This window comes from Winogradskyella aurantiaca, assembly GCF_003362725.1.
GTDB lineage: Bacteria > Bacteroidota > Bacteroidia > Flavobacteriales > Flavobacteriaceae > Winogradskyella_A > Winogradskyella_A aurantiaca.
In genome coordinates, this window is record NZ_QKTV01000003.1 from 244,075 (window position 1) to 263,770 (window position 19,696).

The 19,696-nt window shown below is 38.0% G+C and carries 18 protein-coding genes; 11 read left to right on the forward strand and 7 right to left on the reverse strand.

Translation table 11 applies throughout. The features are described 5' to 3' along the window. Positions 1–4 precede the first annotated feature (4 nt). The 5 genes from DN064_RS07215 to DN064_RS07235 form a co-directional block, all read right to left on the reverse strand. A complete protein-coding gene (locus tag DN064_RS07215) occupies positions 5–415 on the reverse strand; it encodes a DUF2721 domain-containing protein (protein ID WP_115461962.1) in 411 nt (136 codons plus the stop codon). Positions 416–484: 69 nt separating this feature from the next. Then, on the reverse strand, positions 485–1,885 hold the full coding sequence (gene lpdA, locus DN064_RS07220; RefSeq protein ID WP_115461963.1) for a dihydrolipoyl dehydrogenase: 1,401 nt from the start codon (positions 1,883–1,885) through the stop codon (positions 485–487). A gap of 272 nt (positions 1,886–2,157) precedes the next feature. Next, complete coding sequence (locus tag DN064_RS07225) at positions 2,158–2,928, reverse strand: LuxR C-terminal-related transcriptional regulator (RefSeq protein WP_115461964.1); 771 nt, start codon at positions 2,926–2,928, stop codon at positions 2,158–2,160. A 51-nt stretch (positions 2,929–2,979) separates the two neighbouring features. After that, entirely contained in the window at positions 2,980–3,600 is a 621-nt protein-coding gene (locus DN064_RS07230; RefSeq protein ID WP_115461965.1) for a CPBP family intramembrane glutamic endopeptidase, read from the reverse strand. Next, on the reverse strand, positions 3,600–4,064 hold the full coding sequence (locus tag DN064_RS07235; protein WP_115461966.1) for an Lrp/AsnC family transcriptional regulator: 465 nt from the start codon (positions 4,062–4,064) through the stop codon (positions 3,600–3,602). Before DN064_RS07235 ends, DN064_RS07230 begins: the two co-directional genes overlap by 1 nt. A gap of 151 nt (positions 4,065–4,215) precedes the next feature. On the opposite strand from DN064_RS07235, the gene DN064_RS07240 reads away from it, so the two are divergent. From DN064_RS07240 to DN064_RS07265, 6 genes are all read left to right on the forward strand, one after another. Continuing rightward, positions 4,216–5,430: an aminotransferase class I/II-fold pyridoxal phosphate-dependent enzyme gene (locus DN064_RS07240; RefSeq protein WP_115461967.1), complete on the forward strand. Its 1,215-nt coding sequence runs from the start codon at positions 4,216–4,218 to the stop codon at positions 5,428–5,430. Between the two features lie 90 nt (positions 5,431–5,520). Continuing rightward, on the forward strand, positions 5,521–7,026 hold the full coding sequence (gene nhaC, locus DN064_RS07245) for a Na+/H+ antiporter NhaC (protein ID WP_115462071.1): 1,506 nt from the start codon (positions 5,521–5,523) through the stop codon (positions 7,024–7,026). A gap of 128 nt (positions 7,027–7,154) precedes the next feature. After that, positions 7,155–8,312, forward strand: coding sequence for an acyloxyacyl hydrolase (locus tag DN064_RS07250; RefSeq protein ID WP_115461968.1), 1,158 nt, complete (start codon positions 7,155–7,157; stop codon positions 8,310–8,312). A 110-nt stretch (positions 8,313–8,422) separates the two neighbouring features. Beyond that, positions 8,423–11,581, forward strand: coding sequence for an AsmA family protein (locus DN064_RS07255; protein WP_115461969.1), 3,159 nt, complete (start codon positions 8,423–8,425; stop codon positions 11,579–11,581). Between the two features lie 67 nt (positions 11,582–11,648). After that, positions 11,649–12,626 carry a DUF4421 family protein gene (locus DN064_RS07260; protein WP_115461970.1) on the forward strand — a complete coding sequence of 326 codons (978 nt, stop codon included), beginning with the start codon at positions 11,649–11,651 and terminating at the stop codon, positions 12,624–12,626. 65 nt (positions 12,627–12,691) lie between these two features. Then, positions 12,692–13,153 carry a hypothetical protein gene (locus DN064_RS07265; RefSeq protein WP_115461971.1) on the forward strand — a complete coding sequence of 154 codons (462 nt, stop codon included), beginning with the start codon at positions 12,692–12,694 and terminating at the stop codon, positions 13,151–13,153. A gap of 54 nt (positions 13,154–13,207) precedes the next feature. On the opposite strand, the gene DN064_RS07270 is transcribed toward DN064_RS07265, so the two are convergent. Then, positions 13,208–13,678 carry an ankyrin repeat domain-containing protein gene (locus tag DN064_RS07270; RefSeq protein WP_115461972.1) on the reverse strand — a complete coding sequence of 157 codons (471 nt, stop codon included), beginning with the start codon at positions 13,676–13,678 and terminating at the stop codon, positions 13,208–13,210. Between the two features lie 79 nt (positions 13,679–13,757). Next, positions 13,758–15,959 carry a catalase/peroxidase HPI gene (gene katG / locus DN064_RS07275; RefSeq protein ID WP_115461973.1) on the reverse strand — a complete coding sequence of 734 codons (2,202 nt, stop codon included), beginning with the start codon at positions 15,957–15,959 and terminating at the stop codon, positions 13,758–13,760. Between the two features lie 280 nt (positions 15,960–16,239). Here katG and DN064_RS07280 point away from each other — a divergent pair, with 280 nt between their 5' ends. The 5 genes from DN064_RS07280 (at position 16,240) to DN064_RS07300 (ending at position 19,690) form a co-directional block, all read left to right on the forward strand. Continuing rightward, positions 16,240–16,959, forward strand: coding sequence for a hypothetical protein (locus DN064_RS07280; RefSeq protein ID WP_115461974.1), 720 nt, complete (start codon positions 16,240–16,242; stop codon positions 16,957–16,959). A gap of 63 nt (positions 16,960–17,022) precedes the next feature. Next, a complete protein-coding gene (locus DN064_RS07285; protein ID WP_115461975.1) occupies positions 17,023–17,268 on the forward strand; it encodes a putative signal transducing protein in 246 nt (81 codons plus the stop codon). 40 nt (positions 17,269–17,308) lie between these two features. Beyond that, positions 17,309–17,635, forward strand: a complete 327-nt coding sequence (locus DN064_RS07290) for a nuclear transport factor 2 family protein (protein ID WP_232827432.1) — start codon at positions 17,309–17,311, stop codon at positions 17,633–17,635. Positions 17,636–17,741: 106 nt separating this feature from the next. Then, positions 17,742–18,869 carry a hypothetical protein gene (locus DN064_RS07295; protein WP_115461976.1) on the forward strand — a complete coding sequence of 376 codons (1,128 nt, stop codon included), beginning with the start codon at positions 17,742–17,744 and terminating at the stop codon, positions 18,867–18,869. Positions 18,870–18,928: 59 nt separating this feature from the next. Further along, positions 18,929–19,690 (forward strand): SpoIIAA family protein, encoded by a 762-nt coding sequence (locus DN064_RS07300; RefSeq protein ID WP_115461977.1) that lies wholly within the window; start codon positions 18,929–18,931, stop codon positions 19,688–19,690. Positions 19,691–19,696 lie beyond the last annotated feature (6 nt).

Genomic DNA, 19,696 nt, shown 5'->3' on the forward strand with positions numbered 1-19,696 from the left:
TGATTCATTTACGGGTTTGCATATCGTTTTCTATATCACTCAAATGATGACTAAGAGCCTGAGAAGAGATATAAATTTCCTGAATTAATAAAGCCAACGATATAATTAAAAGTAATAAGGCCAATCCAAAAATCCAGACTGCTGCATTCTGTTGCTCGATATAAATTAAAAACATGGTCAAAACACAAAGCAATAAACTGCTGATACCAAATATTTGCATCCAACGCGTTAGGGTCAACCGCAGCTTTAGGTTTTTTATTTGCCGAATTAACGATTCTTCCTTTCGTTCTAAGTACTTATCTCTAAGACCTCTTATGACTGCAGCATATGCCAAAAATCTATTGGTATATGCCAGCATGATCAATGATATGGCTGAGAATAATAGTGCCGGAGTTGTTAATGTAAGTGCTTCCAAAACCTTCTTCTTTTAGTCAACAAATTACCAAAAAACAAAAAAGCGAGTTTTTAACTCGCTTAATTCTATTTAAATATGCAGTGCCCGATCATCAGTTGCTGCCAGAGCAGCTTCCTTGATCGCTTCCGTATATGTTGGATGTGCGTGCGACATTCTTGAGATATCTTCTGCGGAGGCCCTAAACTCCATGGCAGTTACAGCTTCAGCAATTAAATCAGCACAGCGGGCCCCAATCATATGGACACCAAGAACCTCATCTGTTTCTTTATCAGCCAAAATCTTTACAAACCCATCAATATCCATACTAGCACGACTTCTGCCCAAAGCTCGCATGGGGAATTGTCCTGCTTTATAAGCAATTCCAGATTCTTTAAGTTCTTCTTCGGTCTTTCCTACCGAAGCAACCTCTGGCCATGTGTATACGACACCTGGAATTAAATTATAATTGATGTGTGGTTTTTGTCCAGCCAATATCTCAGCAACAAAAACACCTTCTTCTTCAGCCTTATGAGCCAACATGGCACCTTTGACCACATCTCCAATAGCGTAAATATTTGAAGCAGTTGTTTGAAGATGTTCATTAACTTCAACCTGACCTCTATCATTTAATGCAACACCTGCTGCCTCACAATTAAGCCCGTCTGTGTATGGACGCCTACCAACGGATACCAAACAATAGTCACCTTCAAATACAACTTCTTCACCTTTCTTGTTATCTGCCTTAACTACAACATTATCACCATTGCGTTCAACAGATTTTACTTTATGAGACACATTAATTTTAAACTTGGCTTTTTTAAAGACCTTATTAAGTTCTTTAGACAATCCAGAATCCATGGTTGGTATAATACGATCCATATACTCTACTATACTTACCTCTGAACCAAGACGACGGTATACCTGACCCAATTCCAGGCCAATAACTCCACCACCAATTACAATTAAATGCTTAGGGATCTCTTTTAATTTTAAAGCTTCGGTGGAGGTAATTATACGCTCTTTATCAATATTTATAAAAGGTAAATTTCCTGGTTTACTTCCGGTTGCAATGATGGTGCTTTTTGCCTCGATCTCAGTAGTTTCTTCACCTTCTATTTTAATATGAGTGGAATCCTTAAAACTACCCATTCCGTGATACACGTCGATCTTATTTTTGTTCATTAAAAAATCGATACCTGAGGTGGTCTGATCGACTACGGCCTGTTTTCTAGCAATCATCTGCTCAAGATTGACCTTAACATCCCCGGGAATATCAATTCCATGATCTTTAAAATGCTTGACAGCATCCTCATAGTGATGCGAGGAATCCAAAAGTGCTTTACTAGGAATACAACCTACATTTAAACACGTTCCGCCTAAGGTGTTATACTTTTCAATAATGGCAGTTTTCATACCTAATTGAGCACATCTAATCGCAGCAACATAGCCACCAGGACCAGATCCAATTACAGCAACATCATAAGAATTCATAGAATTTTGGTTTCAAGTTTTAAAAACGACTACAAAAGTACAACTTGCATGTTAATTTCTAAATGGAAACCGGTGTAAACTTAGAGCTAATTACACAGAAGAATCTGAATCTTATTGGGAAGACACCATTAAAAAACCCAGCCACAAACTAGCGCAAATTTGTAAGACTGGGATTTTGAGTTGATCTCTAAATGAGATTGATTAATTAATAGCTACATAAAAATCGTACTTATTGTAATTATAATCAATACTCAATTTGAGTATTTTTAGTCTTAAATGAGATTTTGATTCATTTTAAGCATACCAATCAATTCTCCAGTAGAACTGATCTTCAGTTTTTTAAGGATATTTCTACGATGTGTGTCAACGGTATTTGGACTAATACTCAGGCTATTGGCAATCTCTTTACTTGTTTTATTAAGGACTAACAATCTTATAATATCGCGTTCTCTATTTGAAATGCCCTCTGATAGTAATTTTCGTGAATAGGTATTAAAATATACAGTCTCATATTCATTATTGGCGTTTAATCGTTTTGCAGAAGCACAGACCTCCAAAGATATCTCACTATCCAAGACCGTATAATGGGCTAAGCCAATAATGGGTTTATTAGTCTCATCAAATTTTAAAGGAGTCGTATTCTGAATTACATTTACATACTTACCTTCATGATTTTTAAGTCGGTAATTCCAAGTATAGCTCATAAGACTGCGATCCTCTTCGGGTATTTCAGCTAATGTAAATTTCATAAGTCCATCCAAGGCCTGCAACCATTTGTCAATATCATCAGGGTGCATAAAACTCCATAAATGACGCATGCCTTTTTCCTCCAGTACATGCTTATTAATGCCTATGCAAGCCTCGATGTTTTTACTAACAAATTCGAAGCTTAAATCCTGAGTATTTGTTATGCAAAAGAAGGTGGCATTATACGGAAGGTAGACGTCTAGTTCAATAAATTTCTTAATGTGTTCCTCCAGAGAAGGTTTATCATACGAGGCAAAAATGTCCTCATAGACTTCTTTAATATTTTCTATTATCACAGGGGTTGAATATTACTCAAATATAAATAATTAGAAGTAAAATTCTAATTCTCACGAGGGGAATCCAAGCATATCACCCATTCCAATGGTGAATATCCAACAGCCATACAGGGCATGTTCTATAGATACTAAAAGCATGGAATTAGTTCTATTATAAGTAAAGGCAAAAACAAGCCCGCCAATAAAAGTAAGAAGAAGAACTAATAAATTTCCAAAAAACAGATGGGCCAATGAAAACAGTGTAGCGTTTATAAAAATGAGCATATTTTTTGATTCAAAGAGGCCTCTATACCGCTTGAAGAAAAAAGAGCGGTACAATAATTCCTGTGGATAAACTGATAAAATCGAATACACTAATAAAATCCCTAGCCACAATAATGGTTTGGTAGTTGGAACTTTAAAGAGTAAATCAGGATACAAGAAATAAACAAAGGCTGATGATACTACCACCAATAGCGCGAATCTTACACCCAGAATTCCAAAGAAAGCCCTCCAATTAATGACCATTTGGGTTTTCTCTATGGGATCTTTAGTTCTAACGGCCACCACTATCACATATAACAAACCACCGGCTCCCAACAAAAGTTTTGGTATTAAATACACCGGTAAAGCCAGAAATATTGGAATCCCAACAAATAAACTAATTAATTCGTATGAGCGCCGTTGTAACATCAGGGTACTGGAATTTTAGTAGAATGCTTGACTTCATTGATCATAAACATACTATGCGTACTTCCAATATGATCAATTTTGGTCAACTTGTTTACCATAAAGGTCCGAAATTCCTGCATATCAGCCACCAAAACCTTTAATATGTAGTCATAATCGCCGCTAATATGATAACATTCCAGCACCTCTTCAAGGTTGGCAACCTGTTTTTCAAACCGAACCACATAATCTTGAGAATGCTGCACAAGCTTTATGTGACAAAAAGCTACAAAATTTCTATTCACTTGCTTTTTGTCCAACAAAGCCACATAGCCCTTAATAACTCCCGATTTCTCAAGTTTTCTAATGCGTTCATAAACCGCAGTTACTGACAGTCCCAGAGAAAGAGATAGTGCTTTATTGGTTTGCTTACTGTCGTTTTGAAGTAGCTCTAAAAGGGCTTTATCTGTAGCGTCAAGTTGTGGCATGATGATTTTTCTAGTTATTCAATTAAAAGCAATCAAATTTAGAATATTTTTCTATAATATTAAATTAATATATTATTATTTTCTTTATTATTAATCTTGTATTGTTTTTAATTCTATATAGTTGGAAATTTGCCAAAATAAAATTATAGTTATGGCATTTAAACCCGCAAACAACATTCAGGATTTACAGTACTTTGGTGAATTTGGTGGAGTCAACCCATCCATTTCTGATTCTTCAACCTATACCTTTCTGTCAGCGAAAACCATGTTTGATACTTTTGAAGGCAATGCCGATGGATGTTACTTATATTCACGTCACTCCTCCCCTTCAAATTTGTATTTAGGCCAGGCTCTTGCGGCTATGGAAGGCACTGAAACTGCAACTGTAACGGCCTCTGGAATGGGAGCCATTACTGCAGTTCTCCTGCAATTATGTGGTAACAGTGATCATGTGGTGAGCAGCAGAACCATTTATGGGGGCACGTATGCCTTTCTGAAGAACTTCACCCCTAGAATGGGCATCTCAACTTCGTTTATTGATATTACAAAATTAGATCGTGTTGAAGCAGCCATAACAGAACACACCAAAGTTATTTTCTGCGAATCTGTTAGTAATCCTCTTCTGGAAGTAGCTGATATTGCCGCCTTGGCCAAATTGGCTAAGAAATATAAAATACAACTGGTTGTAGACAATACCTTTTCGCCGCTGTCTATTGCACCACACAAGCTTGGTGCCGATGTGGTTATTCATAGTCTAACAAAATTCATTAACGGAGCGTCAGACACTGTTGGAGGGGTTGTTTGCGGATCTCAGGAATTAATTGATCAACTGAGAAATGTTAACGACGGGGCAGCCATGTTACTCGGTTCAACAATGGACAGCCTTCGTTCAGCATCTGTTCTTAAAAATTTAAGAACTCTGCATGTACGCATGCAACAGCATAGTTTTAACGCTTTTTACCTGGCACAACAATTTGAAGCTCTAGGATTAAAAACGGTTTATCCAGGATTAGAGTCTCATCCATCTCATAATCTCTTTAAATCCATGATGCATCGAGACTATGGCTTCGGTGGTATGCTAACCATTGATGTTGGATCATTAGAAAAAGCGAACGAACTCATGGAACTTATGCAAGAGGAAAATCTCGGTTACCTTGCCGTAAGCCTAGGGTTTTATAAAACACTCTTCAGTGCACCAGGATCTTCCACCTCTTCGGAAATTCCAGAAGATGAGCAAGAGGAAATGGGATTATCTGATGGGTTAATACGATTTTCAATTGGACTCGATGCGGATATTGAGCGTACTTTCTTTAAAATGAAGGAATGTATGGAGCACTTGGAAATATTAGAGCCTGAAGCTGTCTAATAATGCACTTAATTGTGATACCCTGAATTGCTCTACTCATTTGCAATTGGCATGGCAATGTTGTAACATTACTTCTTGAAATTTCAAGATATGCCTGAGGAAAACAACCTAGAAAAACTAAGTGTTGAGGATCAAACAATTATAAGTAATAAAGAACTAAAAATCTGGGAAGCCTTAATCCCAGTAGTGGCCCTAGTCGCCTTATTAGCTTATAATATCTATGTGTTTAAAGATGATGCGCTTAGTGGTAGTAACCAGTTCATCTTATTAATTGGTGCCTCCGTAGCGGCCATCGTAGGGTTCCGTAACAAAGTCTCCTACAAAGTCATGATTAAGGAAGTAGCGGAGAATGTTCGATCCACTACAGGTGCCTTACTTATTCTTTTAATGGTTGGTGCACTAGCCGGAACCTGGCTCATTAGCGGTATTATTCCCACCATGATTTATTACGGATTACAAATTCTTAATCCCACCATTTTTCTATCGGCATGCGTTATTATTTGTGCCATTATTTCCATTGCTACTGGAAGCAGCTGGACCACCTCAGCAACCGTTGGTATTGCTCTGGTTGGTATTGGAGAAACCTTAGGGATTTCAATGGGTATGACTGCGGGTGCTGTTTTATCTGGTGCCTATTTTGGTGATAAAATGTCTCCTTTATCTGACACAACAAACCTAGCGCCTGCCATGGCTGGTGGTGAGTTATTTAGTCACATCAAATACATGAGTTATACAACCGTGCCAACAATAGTCTTAACATTAATCATTTTTACTATACTGGGCTTCAGTCTCGACACTCAAGGAACACCTCAGATAAACGATAAGCTCGAAGCTATTTCGGGTGCCTTCAATATTAGCCCCTGGTTATTCTTAGTACCTGTTTTGGTAATTGTAATGATTATTAGAAAGACACCTCCCTTAATTGCCTTATTGTTAGGTGCGCTAATGGGTGGTTTAGCAGCCCTTATAGCTCAACCTGGCATTGTAGCTGCTGTGGCAGATTCAAATGAACTTACGTTCCAATCTGGTTATAAAGGTGTTATGAACGCATTAACCGTTGACACCTCCGTAACCACCTCTAATGAAGAGCTAAATGATTTGTTCAGTTCAGGTGGTATGGCTGGTATGTTAGGTACTATTTGGTTAATTGTATGTGCCATGGTCTTTGGTGGTGTAATGGATGCCATTGGAGCATTATCAAGAATTACGGATGCATTACTGAAAATGGCCCACTCCATTTTTGGATTATTTGCAAGTACTGTGGCCAGTTGTCTTGCTCTAAATCTTACAGCTTCAGATCAATATCTAGCTCTTGTGGTTCCTGGAAAAATGTTTAAACAAGCTTATGAGGACAGAGGCTTGGCTCCAGAAAATTTAAGTAGAACACTTGAGGATTCCGGAACAGTAACCTCTGTTTTAATCCCCTGGAATACCTGCGGTGCGTACCATTCTAAAGTACTTTTTGGATATGCTGGCGCTACAGCTTACATACCATATGCTTTTTTTAGCATTATAAGCCCCTTTATGACGCTTCTGTTTGCAGCGTTTAAAATCAAAATTAAAATGCTTAAAGAAACCAAAGCAGCTAAAATATAGCCTAAAACCATCTGGTCAGGTCAATCTCTTTTTTTATGATTATCTGAAATTCTAAGTCTCCAACGAGAGCAATAATTCGTATATTCGATTCAACGATTAACCTAAATACTAATTAATCTAAACCCACTATGACTTTACGAAATACCTTTCTTGCAATTTTATGTTGTTGCCTCTTTTCAAGTTTGATGGCACAGGACGACAATGGTAGCTATAAATTTATTGCGGTTAAAGCAATGACTGGTGGACATTTGTATTCTGGTCAGTCATTAACTGAAGAAGTTTCCTGGGGATATGGTGCTTTCGATATCCGTTTTGCCTGGCAACCTTCAAAAGAGAATGATTGGACCAGAGACACGGGATACGCTGCATATGGGATTGGTTTCTATAATGCCTTTGTTGGGGATCCTCAAATCTTTGGTGACCCTACTGCCTTGTATGGTTTTGCTAATTTCTATTTAAGTAAGCCATGGAGGCGCAATGTACTTGAGTTAAGTCCTGCTTTAGGTTTAACCTATCATTTAAAGCCTTATGATCCTCAAACCAACCCCACAAACGATGCTATTGGATCACGTATGGCCGTGTACTTCAACGTTCATTTTGGGGGTGCCTATAAATTTACGAGAGAGTTAGACCTCACCTATGGGATTGATTTTACCCATTACAGCAATGGCCGTACTTGGCAACCTAACTATGGATTGAACTTATTTGGACTAAATGCTGGGATTCGATATAATTGGAATGGGTATCAACGTCAAGTGGATAATGACTTTTATACCACGAATGTTGTATCAGCCCGATTTAATAGACCTGAAAGACCTAAAACAGGAAAGTTTGATTTCAAAAATTCGGTTGACTTTTATGGTGCCGCTGGTGTGGTTCAAAATGAGGGAGACGTAGGAACCAATGTTAGATACGGCACACTTTCTTTTGTAGTGGACTATAGACGTTATTTTAATCGTATGAGTGGTTTAACTCTTGGTTTAGATTACTTCTATGATGCATCCTTGGGGGCTGAGAAAGATGCTGAAGGCAACCTAATTGGATACGACACCTACATGATCGCTGCACATGCTGGTTATGACTTTATGTTCTGGCGATTTAATATCAGAGTCCAAATGGGAGCTTATTTAACCGACGACCGTGGTAAAGGAACCACTTTCTTCAGACCTGCCATACAATATCAGGTGACCAAACGCTTTTTCGCTCAAGTTGGCTTAAAAACCAAAAACGGGTTTGCAGCAGATTGGGTTGAATTTGGTGTTGGGTTTAAACCCTTCAAATGGTGATCTTAAAAACAGTTTAAAAAAAATGCCCAAAGGGCATTTTTTTATTTCTACTAATTCATTTGCTATTACCTATCTTTAAAACTAGAGAAATACTAAATACGCTGTAGACCTTGAAAAGGAAACTAGAGGCCATTGCTAAAAAAGTACTGATAATAACCGCAATAATCGCTGGCTTGTGCGCTATTGTGACCGCTATATTTTATAAGGACATTGAGTCCTACCTAACCCAAAAGGTCTATGAATATTTGGACGATTTTCAATACGGTACCGTTACAGTTGAGTCTATAGACTTATCGGTTTTTAGGCATTTTCCTAATGTTGGTGTAGTTATTAACGAAGTAAAGTATTATGAGACTAAAGATCTAACAGACTTAAATGATAACAGTCCAATATTGGCAATGCAAGAAATAGACCTGGTTTTCAACTCTTGGAAACTTTTAGTGTCTAATGAATTAGCGATAAACGCCATAAGCGCTTCTAATGGAAAGTTTTCGGTTATCACCTATGCTGATGGTAGCACCAATTTAGACCGTGCATTTTCCAATGATGTGGCTTCTAACGAAAGTGTACTAAACCTAAAAGACCATAAGTCTAATTCATTCGCTGCCACTGTCAATTCAGCGGCCTTTGTTAATTTCTCCGAGGAATCAGACAGTACTAGTGGAATTAGTTACGACATTAAGAATATTTACATACAGAACGTTCAACTAAACTATTCCAAACCTTCAGAAAATCTAAAAAGCACCATTCAGGTTGATCAATTAACTGGCAATTTAAAAATTGAAGGAGATGATATTACTTGCGACATTAAATCTAGATTTGATATTGTTGAGAGTTCAAAGAATCCAATTTTTAAAAACCTCGGACAAGCCGATCTTGACTTAGATCTTGAATTATCTGACAACTACAAATTGGTGAAAATTAAAAAAGGACAATTGATTTTTGATAAGATTGGAATAGATATTCAGGGGTCTTACGATCATAATTCTCAACGCTATTTAGATTTACAATTTGATGCCAACTCCAATGATCTAGCCCTTTTAGCCCTGGTCATAAACAAGAACTATTTAGATAAAAACAGCACCTTAATTCAGGAAGGAGACATTGACCTAAGTGGTGCTATTAAAGGGAAGATTCTCAATAACAAACCAAGTGTCAATATCAACTTCAGTGTTGATAACCTCAATTTACAAATCCCAAACAGTCCGGAAGCATTTAACAATGTAGGTTTCCACGGAAGATTTAATAACAAAGAAGGAAAAGATTACAAGAACGCAAGCTTAGAAATTAAAGAGCTTAGAGGGACGACTCCAGGTGGACAATTAAGCGGTAATCTCGCAATCAAAAACTTTAATAACCCATACATAAATAGCGATCTGTCCTTTAGTATAAAACTTGATCAATTAGACAAAGTGTTTAATGTTCCGGCGATTGATTCTCTATCCGGTGCTGTTGCATTTACCTCAAAAATCGACGGACTATTTCCTTTTGATGATCAAACAGACAAAGCATCCACATCATGGACCCTAAACCTATCTGATGTTGCCTTTAATAATAAAACTGCTGATCGGTATCTGCATGACTTAAATGGGCTTATTTCAAGCATATCTGGACAAGTGGTAATAGATAACTTAGAGCTAGGTTATGACGATAGCAATATCACCATAAACGGTCAATTAACTAATTTATACCATCTCTTATTTAACCAGGAAGCAGTAATAACAACAGAATTAGAAGTGACTTCCAGTCAATACTTCACCAAAGACATTGTGCAAAACAAATGGGCATCGGCTATTATTCAAGATCGTATTAGTGATTTTAGGTTTTTAATGGAGGCTTCTATGGACCTTAAAAAATCCTCAGGGGGTTCTACCCCGCCTATTGATGTTGAGTTTAAAGAGCTATCATTTAAACTGGACGAATTACCGGATATTAAAAACTTCACAGGAAAATTCAGATTGAAGAATATTTCTGCAGAAGGTATGGACCTTGATTTATACAATGTTATTGGATCACTCAAAGTTGGTGAAATGGTCATGAATGGTCAAGTCAACCTATTAGATTCTTTCGGTGGCATGGAAATTCACACCCACCATGAGATGAATGATTTTCCTCATAATTACATAGTGGAGATGATTAATGCTCTCAGCGAGTCTGAACTCAATAATACCAGAAATAAACCTGTAGAAGAACTTATATTAGTCAATGGTGGTTTTGATGCTGATGTCTATATGGAATACGTACCATTTAATATGACTAATTGCAAGTTAGAATCTAAAACACTCGTTTATAAAGCCCCCAATAGAAGTCCTTTCGTCTCAGAAAATTTGAGCATGTCCTTAGACAGTTTGTTTTTTTCAAGAGATCCAAAAACAAATGCTGTCAACGGCATAAAAACCATTAGCGGCAGTGTGCGTGTCCCTAAAGTTGATTCAGAAATTATAAATAACACCAGTGTTCATTTAACCTTTTATGGAGAAGATGATTATATAGATACCCAGTTCTATTCTGTCAATGGCACCAATGAACAAAGCGTTGGGTATTTTAAAGTTGATTATGCTGATTCCATTCCAGAATACCAACTTCATTACGAAATTGATAGTATTGCTACCAAACCGCTGATGGATAATTATGATGCCAGGGTTTTAGTGAATGGAGACATCAGTGTGTTTCTTGATTTAAAAGCTAAAGGCAATACAATGGACGAATTATCGTCTAGCGTTGAAGGTGCCATAAATATGTCCAGCGATTCCTTATTGCTCACGGGGATTGATCTCGATAAAATCCTGGCCAAATACAAACGCAGTCAAAACTTTAATTTAATTGATGTTAGTGCCGTTATACTTGCAGGTCCGGTGGGCCCAATTATAACTAAGGGAGCCGACTTTACTAATCTAGCTATTTCCGCAGACCTCGATGAAAAACAATCCTCATTTATACCTAAAGCTGTAGCCAACTGGGAACTAAACAATGGTTTGCTTCAAACCAAAGATGTCGCCTTTAGCACCACCAACAATCGGGTGGCTTTTGATGGTAGTTTTGACATTGAAAAAGATAGTATCCCCAATTTCTCTATTCATGTGGTCGATAAAAAAGGCTGTAGCCTCATGGAACAAAGTTTTCATGGCAAAACTGACAGCCTTCAAGTAGGTAAAATTAAGCTACTTAAAACACTTCTTGGCTCTGTTATTAATTTAGGTAAAACCATTGTAGGTGCCAATTGTGACGTAGTTTATGAAGGCGTGGTGCAACATCCAGAAGACAATTGAGAATCATAGCTAATCGATAACTTAGTCCATAGTTATCATTCAAATGTATCATCAATAATATAGGGTCATGAAAGGGATTCTAAACTATTTAAAACTAATCATTTTCCTGTTGATGGTCATACAAGAAACTCCGTCAATGGGCCAAGATGACCAACCCATAATTGATCTTTCCGATAAGTTTCTAGCAAGAATTTATACGGTCACCAAATTAAATTCTCTTGAAATCGAAAATTTAAGAACAGATGACGTAATCCAACATCTACCTAATGGTGGCACCAATTTGGGACTGGGATTCAATTATAAACGTTTAGGGCTAGGAATAGCTGTAGGACTGCCTAGAAACTCAGAAAGTCAACGCAAATTCGGTAAAACCAGGAGGCTCGATATTCAGGGAAGTATATATGGTAAAACCATTGGCGGTGAAGCCTTTCTTCAACATTACAAAGGCTATTACAATTCCAATCCAGAGGATTTTTTAGACTGGAATCAGGACACAAGGCCCCAATTGCCGAGCATGGAGGTATGGTCTGTTGGACTCGTCGGGTTTTATATTTTCAATTCTAAAAAATACTCATATCGCGCTGCCTTTGTTAAAGATGAGATTCAAAACAAAAGTTCAGGGAGTTTCCTAGCGGGTATATTTGGTAATCTGGATGAATCAAGTACAGACAATGGATTTATTCCAGAAGAATATCCGGACTCCATAAAGGTAAATGTCAATGTGAAAAAGTTTAGCAATATTGCCACTGGTATATCCCTAGGCTATGCTTATAATTTAATCATTAGAAAAAAAATTCTCGCAGGCATAGCGCTTCTTCCAGGATTTGGATTTCAAAACACAACATACGAAACCTTAAGTGATGAAAGGGTTAATAAAAATCAAGCGGCTGCTCAGCTTCAAGTAAGAGCTGCGCTGGGTTACGAGCATAAATACTTCTTCATTAATATTACAGGCTCCGTAAATTGGAGAAGTATCGAATTAAACCCCTACAATTTCAATTTATCTACCGAGCAATTTAGGCTAATACTGGGAAAAAGATTCTAATCCGTATTGTTCTCGTAGTTTTAATTAATACCTTTCTTGTCTAATACGCAATAAATTAATTAACCATGAAACACGTATCATTAATTGTGGCACTTTTTTTAGTGTCCTTTCTATCAGCTCAAACTACCAATGACTATCTGGAAATAACCAGAGATGTTATAAAGACTGAAAAGAAAGCGGCCATTGCAGAGGTAATGGAACTTTCTGAGACTGAAAGTCAACCCTTTTGGAATCTATATAACGAGTATGAAGGTAAGTTGTATGCTCTCGGAAATAAACGCATCGAAATTATCAAATCTTATGCTGATAATTATGAAAACTTGAGCAATGAAAAAGCTGACGAATTGATTATGGATTACTTTAAGTACGAAAGTGATTTATTAAAACTGAAGAAAAACTACTACAAGCAATTCAAGAAAATCCTTCCGGCAGGCAAAGCCGCTAAGTTCTTTCAAGCCGAAAGTAAAATACAAGCCATGGTTGATGCTAAGTTAGCCTTGGAAATCCCAATGATGGAAACAAACTAAAATAAAAGGCCAGGATTTAAAAGTCCTGGCCTTTTTTATTCAATAGAAAGCTTTTTAACTGAGAAGTTCAGCGAGCTCTTTATAACCTTTTGCTGTGGCATGATCCTTAGCCATCTTACCCTCACTATCCTTTAAACTCCTATCAGCACCAGCTGACAATAAAAAACGTACCACCTCAATTTGATTGTACTGAGCAGCAAAGCTTAAAGCACTTGTACCCTTGTTATTCACTGCATTAATATCTGCACCAGCTTCAACCAGGATTTTGGCAAGACTCACATCTCCCTTAAAACTCACGCCAATAAGTGCCGTATTTCCAGTGCCATCCTTGCCATCTACATTAGCATTATGAGCGATTAAACTTCGCGTAGCTCCCTCATTTCCGAAGTAGGTAGCGAAGATAAGTGGAGTAAATCCACGCTGATCAACCGCATCTACTAATAACGCATTTGTAGCCAATAAGGATTCTAATTGATCCTGATTGTTCGATGCAATAGCTCCAAAAAGTTGTTCTGTCTGTTCCATATGTTTTAAAAATTTAAAAGAGGAATGCTTACAGGAAGCATCCCTCTTTTTAAGGTGTATTAATTAAACCTAACAACCATTATATATCATAGCGATCTAAATTCATAACCTTCGCCCATGCTTTAGCAAAGTCATTTACAAATGCGTCCTTAGCATCATCGGCAGCATAAACTTCGCACAGTGCACGAAGTTCTGTGTTGGATCCAAAAATTAAATCCGCTCTTGTACCTGTAAATACAACATTTCCAGTGCGACGGTCTCTACCTTCAAAAAGGGTATCATCCTCAGATGTAGCTTCCCAGGTATAGGTGAAATCTAAAATATTGGTAAAGAAGTCATTAGTTAAATGCCCAACATTATCTGTGAAAACCCCATGGTCAGAGCCGTCATAATTAGCTCCTAATACTCTAAGTCCACCAACAAGAACGGTCATTTCAGGAATCGACAAGGTCATTAGATTAGCCTTATCAACTAATAGGTCCTCATCAGCTACGTCTAATTTGGAATTCATGTAGTTTCTAAATCCATCTGCCAATGGTTCTAAATACCCAAATGACTCCAAGTCTGTTTGCTCCTGAGTGGCATCGCCTCGTCCTTGGGTAAATGGTACTGTTATGTCCTGACCAGCCAGTCTTGCCGCTTCTTCAACAGCCGCGTTTCCTGCTAAAACAATTAAATCTGCCATAGAAATCTCACCACTAAACTCATTTTGAATCCCTTCTAAAACACCTAATACCTTGTTGAGCTGCTCAGGATTATTCACTTCCCAACTGCGTTGTGGCTCTAAACGAATGCGTCCTCCGTTGGCACCACCACGCATGTCCGATCCTCTAAAAGTCGAGGCAGAAGCCCAGGCAGTAGACACCAATTCTGAAATACTCAATCCGGACGCCAATACCATTTTCTTTAACTGTTCAATATCAGAATCAGTTAAGGAATACGAGACTTTTGGAATTGGATCTTGCCAAATCAACTCTTCCTTAGGTACCTCAGGACCAAGATAACGGTCTTTAGGACCCATGTCTCTGTGCGTTAATTTAAACCAAGCTCTGGCAAAAGCATCCTCAAACGCTTTGTGATCCTTGTGGAAACGCTCTGATATTTCTTTATAAGTTGGGTCCATTTTTAAGGCCATATCGGCAGTGGTCATCATTAAGGCTTGTTGCCCATTCCCGTCGGCAGCAGGAGCCATTCTCGCATGAGATTCTGCTGTTGGAGTCCACTGGTGAGCACCAGCAGGACTCTTAGTTAGTTCCCAATCGTAGTTTAACAACACATCAAAATAATCAGCATCCCATCGCGTTGGATTTGGTGTCCAAGCTCCTTCGATACCACTGGTAATAGCATCTTGTAAAACTCCTGACTTATATGAGTTCTTCCATCCTAAGCTCATTTGCTCAATTGGCGCACCATGTGGTTCGGTACCAACATATTTATCAGCGTCGGCAGCTCCGTGTGCCTTACCAAAGGTATGACCACCTGCTACTAAAGCCACAGTTTCTTCATCATTCATTGCCATACGACCAAAAGTGATTTTAATATCATGTGCCGATTTTAAAGGATCGGGTTCACCATTAGGTCCCTCTGGATTAACATAGATAAGCCCCATATGAACAGCGCCTAAATGCCCTTCTAAATCTCCATCACTAGTGTCGTATCTATCGTCATTATCCAACCAACCCGTTTCAGATCCCCAGTAGATATCCTGCTCAGGCTCGTAAACATCTTCACGCCCACCAGCAAATCCAAATGTTGGAAAACCCATAGATTCTAGAGCAACATTTCCTGCTAAAATCATCAAATCCGCCCAAGAGATCTTCTTACCGTATTTCTTTTTAATAGGCCATAACAACAGTCGTGCTTTGTCAAGATTTCCATTATCTGGCCAGCTATTTAAAGGTGCAAATCTATGCGTACCAGTGCCAGCTCCACCTCTACCATCACCAACACGATAAGTACCTGCACTATGCCACGCCATACGTATCATTAAGCCTCCATAGTGACCATAATCAGCAGGCCACCAGTCTTGTGAGTCCGTCATAAGGTTGGTCAGGTCTGCTTTAAGCGCATCATAATCAATACTGTTAAAAGCTTCAGTGTAGTCAAAATCCTGTAATGGATCATTCTTTGGATCATGCTGACGTAGAATATTCAATTTTAATTCGTTAGGCCACCAATCTCTGTTTTGAGTTCCTCCACCAGCAGATTTTTTCTGAGTACCACTTAAAAATGGGCATTGACTCGCATCTGCATTAATGTTATAATTTCCTTTATTATCCATGTTGTTATATGATTTTAATATCGACTTAAAGAGAGGTATAAATTTACGAAGATTGTTCCTGCGATTTTATGATTGAGAGATACAATCTATTTATTTTAAAATAGACCATGGCTATAATACAAATTCGTGTCATGCATTAAAGCTATGACTTGCATTTTTTGTTTAAGCTTTATTAGACCAAAGATGCTTAAACAGATGATTTGTTAAACAATTAAAAACCAGTACCCTTAACACTTGCGAAAGCATTTTTTCCTTATTAATTTAGTCAAAAAAAGGCGCTATGATGTTTAAGAGAACCAATATTGAGGATCAGCTTTATCGGCTGAGAGCAAAGCAACTTACTGAAGAAGATTTATTGGATCAGGTGAAGGCAATAATTTCCAGGGACGATCAAAAAGATATCCAGGTACTTGAAACTTTAAACAATGGTAGTTCAGCGATTTCAAATGATTTTAATATTGATCTGTTACAAACTGGAAATATTTACCACCTGGATCAAATCAAGGAAATTTGCATTAATTATCGTCTACGCTTTTTAGACAGTAAATATTTTAAGGGGGAACTACCCTATGAAGCCATTTCAAAAATCAAGCAGTTAGAAAAAGACCATGAGACCAGTTTAAAGGGCTTTAAAATTATTGCCCCAAGCAAATTGTTCAAGTTAGAAAATGCAGATGACCCCTTATTATTTGCACCCCTTGGCAACGGATACTATTACCTAATCCATAAATGGGGAAACGACTTAAATCCCTTCCGTAGGTTATTAATGCTGCCTTTCAAAAATTTTGAAAATTTGGTGTTCCTTATATTACTCGTGAGCTTTGCGGCAACTTTATTGGTACCAAATGGGCTATTTACCAATAACATGGGAGCTGCAGAATTCTGGATGATCTTCTTTTTCATGTTTAAATCTGTGGCAGCCGTAACCATTTACTATGGCTTTGCTGCTGGTAAAAACTTTAATACCGCTATTTGGAATAGCAAATATTTTAACGCCTAATCTTCTGAGGAATTAATTGGATGATTTTTCGTAACTTATTGCTACAAATTAAATCATCAACATATGTCTGACTTCAATTATATTCAAATATTCAGTGGTAGTTCTATTATAGTTAATCGCATTAAAATAGAACTGGAAAGTGTGGGGATCTCCCCTATCATTAAGGACGAAGGCGAATCGCAGCGCCTGGCCGGTTATGGGTCCTTAAGCCAAGGCATTCAGGAGATCGTTGTAAGAGAGGATGAATTGGAAAAAGCTCAAATAGTACTTGAACAAATTCAGAATGAATTAGACCTCAGCACTGATTAATCTCAATAAAACTGAATAACCCCTAATTTATATTAGCTAAATGAGTCTCAAGAACTTTATTGAGAATTGGGTAGCTGTATTCAACTCAGGAGATGCACATGTACTCTCTCAAATGTACCATGAGGATGCCATCAACCATCAGGTTAATCAAGACCCCATTGAAGGACGAGATGCCATCAAACAAATGTTTAAAGACGAATTTCAGCAAGCTAAAATGGTCTGTCTTATAGAGTCAATATACGAAGATGGAGACTGGGTTATTTTGGAATGGAAAGATCCTCTAGGGCTGCGCGGCTGTGGCTTTTTTAAGGTGGTTAACGGAAAGATAAAGATCCAAAGAGGCTATTGGGATCGCCTTTTTTTTTAAGGCAACATGGTTTGCCTATACCAAACGATTAATCGCCACTAGCATTTAATTAAAAACCTGCACCATCTATTTTCCTAAAAATTCATATTTAAAATTATCCATACTATTGGGGATTTGGATCCTTGTCAACTCTCTCTTTATTTTAAAATACGGACCAAGGCAAAGTTTTATTCCAACAGCATGGTTGTTAGCAGGCTATGCGGTGTTTAGCGCCTTCCTATTCTTTAGTATTGCTAAGCTTAAAGCGTCATCACGATTTTTAATAGTGATTCCTAAATGGGCCTATATCGCAGTTGTTAGCATTATTGCGCTTGCCATGACAGTTTATATCCATTCTACAGACAGCCTAAGCATTAATGTCGACCGTTGGTCGGCTCTGGAGATTTCGGTAGAATGTCTCACTCAAGGCTTATACCCCTATACACGCATTGATCATATCGGTGGGGTGAGTTCCAATCTTCCGGGTTTGGCCTTTTTAGCATTGCCATTTTATCTTTTAGGTGATGTGGGCTATCTGCAAGTGGCCACCTTTTTATTAGTAGCAACGTATGCGTATAGGCGCGCTAGAAACAGTTGGCATGCTGCCATACTTATATTGCTTTTTATCAGCTCTCCTGCTGTACTCTGGGAAATTGCGGTGAAGAGCGACTTTCTAAGCAACCTCCTTCTCTGCTTTCTGTTTATCGATTATTGGATGCTTAAAAATTCTTCGCAGGAGTTAAGACGCCCCTGGTTATTAGGGGCGCTCACAGCTTTCTTTCTCTTAACACGAGGAGTCACACTAATCCCTTTAAGTATCTTATTCTTCGTGGCCTTTTGGAAGAGCACAACCAAGGCCAAACTTAAAATCATGGCCTCCAGTTTAATAAGCGGATTGTTGATCTGTCTTCCCACCCTATTGGCCGTTCCAGATTGGGAAACTCTTGTAGTTTTCAACCCCTTGGGCCGTCAAACTAATAAAGCACCTTTGTTCTTATACATGCTCTTACCATTGGTTTTGTTGATTCCAAGGTATTATTCAACTTATAGGACCCGTCTCTTTATGTCGGCTCTTATATTGTTTACTTTTCCTTTAGTGGCACTTTTGTACCGAACTTATGATCTGGGTTGGTACAATGCCATTATGAATTTCAACTTCAATTTCTCATACCTAAACATGAGCCTTCCGCCTATTTTGTTCTGGCTGCTCACTCAAAATCAACAGACTAAGAACGACCTCTTAACAAAGACATAAAATAGAATCGTACCTTATTAATCTGCAATTCTTATCTTTAGGTACCTTATAAACGAACTATGGAACTCAAGAAAATAGAAGGTACTAATATCTACCAATTTCATGCTACAGGAACTATCTCTGAGGAAGACACCCGGCAAATGAATTTGGCCTTTCAGGAATTTAAAGACAATGGAGAAAAGATCAAACTTTTGGGAATTATAGACGATGTGCCCTTTCCGGACAGCTGGGGTTCCATTGGAGATTTGACTAAAATAAAAATGAATTCTCTAAGCGTTATTGAAAAATATGCGGTACTTACCAATAAGAAATGGATTGGCAATTGGGTGCCTATTGGTAATTTCTTTACTCCAGGCATTGAAGTGAAGTCTTTTGATCATGATGCTTTTGATGAAGCAATTAATTGGTTGCAAGCAGCAACTGAAGAAGACGAAACTGTGGCTGCAGAGGACTACTTGTCTAACATTCCTATTAAAAAAATCTCAGAGAACGCTTATGAAATTCATATTGCAGAACAATCCGTAAATCTTGGAGCTATGTCGGCCATTTATGAGATTGTGAGCAATGTTGAAGAAGGTTCCAAAGTAAATCTGCTGATGCTCTTGGATTCTTTTCCTGGCTTCGATTCCTTTCAAACTTTTGTTGAGGGGCTTAAAATTGATTTAAAGGCCATAGGGAGGATGGGAAAATTTGCTGTGGTCTCCGATGCTGGTTGGATAGACACCTATGCCAAAATAGGAGATTTTATGACCCCTGGATTGGAAATGAAAGCGTTTGCTACAAGACAAGCTGAAGATGCCAGAGTTTGGATCACATCATAGTATTAA

What these genes read in the sequence shown, in the direction of transcription:
- lpdA (WP_115461963.1), bottom strand. Translation starts at nt 1,885, where the DNA reads ATGAATTCTTATGATGTTGCTGTAATTGGATCTGGTCCTGGTGGCTAT.
- DN064_RS07230 (WP_115461965.1), bottom strand. Translation starts at nt 3,600, where the DNA reads ATGTTACAACGGCGCTCATACGAATTAATTAGTTTATTTGTTGGGATT.
- DN064_RS07235 (WP_115461966.1), bottom strand. Translation starts at nt 4,064, where the DNA reads ATGCCACAACTTGACGCTACAGATAAAGCCCTTTTAGAGCTACTTCAA.
- DN064_RS07240 (WP_115461967.1), top strand. Translation starts at nt 4,216, where the DNA reads ATGGCATTTAAACCCGCAAACAACATTCAGGATTTACAGTACTTTGGT.
- nhaC (WP_115462071.1), top strand. Translation starts at nt 5,521, where the DNA reads ATGCCTGAGGAAAACAACCTAGAAAAACTAAGTGTTGAGGATCAAACA.
- DN064_RS07250 (WP_115461968.1), top strand. Translation starts at nt 7,155, where the DNA reads ATGACTTTACGAAATACCTTTCTTGCAATTTTATGTTGTTGCCTCTTT.
- DN064_RS07260 (WP_115461970.1), top strand. Translation starts at nt 11,649, where the DNA reads ATGAAAGGGATTCTAAACTATTTAAAACTAATCATTTTCCTGTTGATG.
- DN064_RS07265 (WP_115461971.1), top strand. Translation starts at nt 12,692, where the DNA reads ATGAAACACGTATCATTAATTGTGGCACTTTTTTTAGTGTCCTTTCTA.
- DN064_RS07270 (WP_115461972.1), bottom strand. Translation starts at nt 13,678, where the DNA reads ATGGAACAGACAGAACAACTTTTTGGAGCTATTGCATCGAACAATCAG.
- katG (WP_115461973.1), bottom strand. Translation starts at nt 15,959, where the DNA reads ATGGATAATAAAGGAAATTATAACATTAATGCAGATGCGAGTCAATGC.
- DN064_RS07280 (WP_115461974.1), top strand. Translation starts at nt 16,240, where the DNA reads ATGATGTTTAAGAGAACCAATATTGAGGATCAGCTTTATCGGCTGAGA.
- DN064_RS07285 (WP_115461975.1), top strand. Translation starts at nt 17,023, where the DNA reads ATGTCTGACTTCAATTATATTCAAATATTCAGTGGTAGTTCTATTATA.
- DN064_RS07290 (WP_232827432.1), top strand. Translation starts at nt 17,309, where the DNA reads ATGAGTCTCAAGAACTTTATTGAGAATTGGGTAGCTGTATTCAACTCA.
- DN064_RS07300 (WP_115461977.1), top strand. Translation starts at nt 18,929, where the DNA reads ATGGAACTCAAGAAAATAGAAGGTACTAATATCTACCAATTTCATGCT.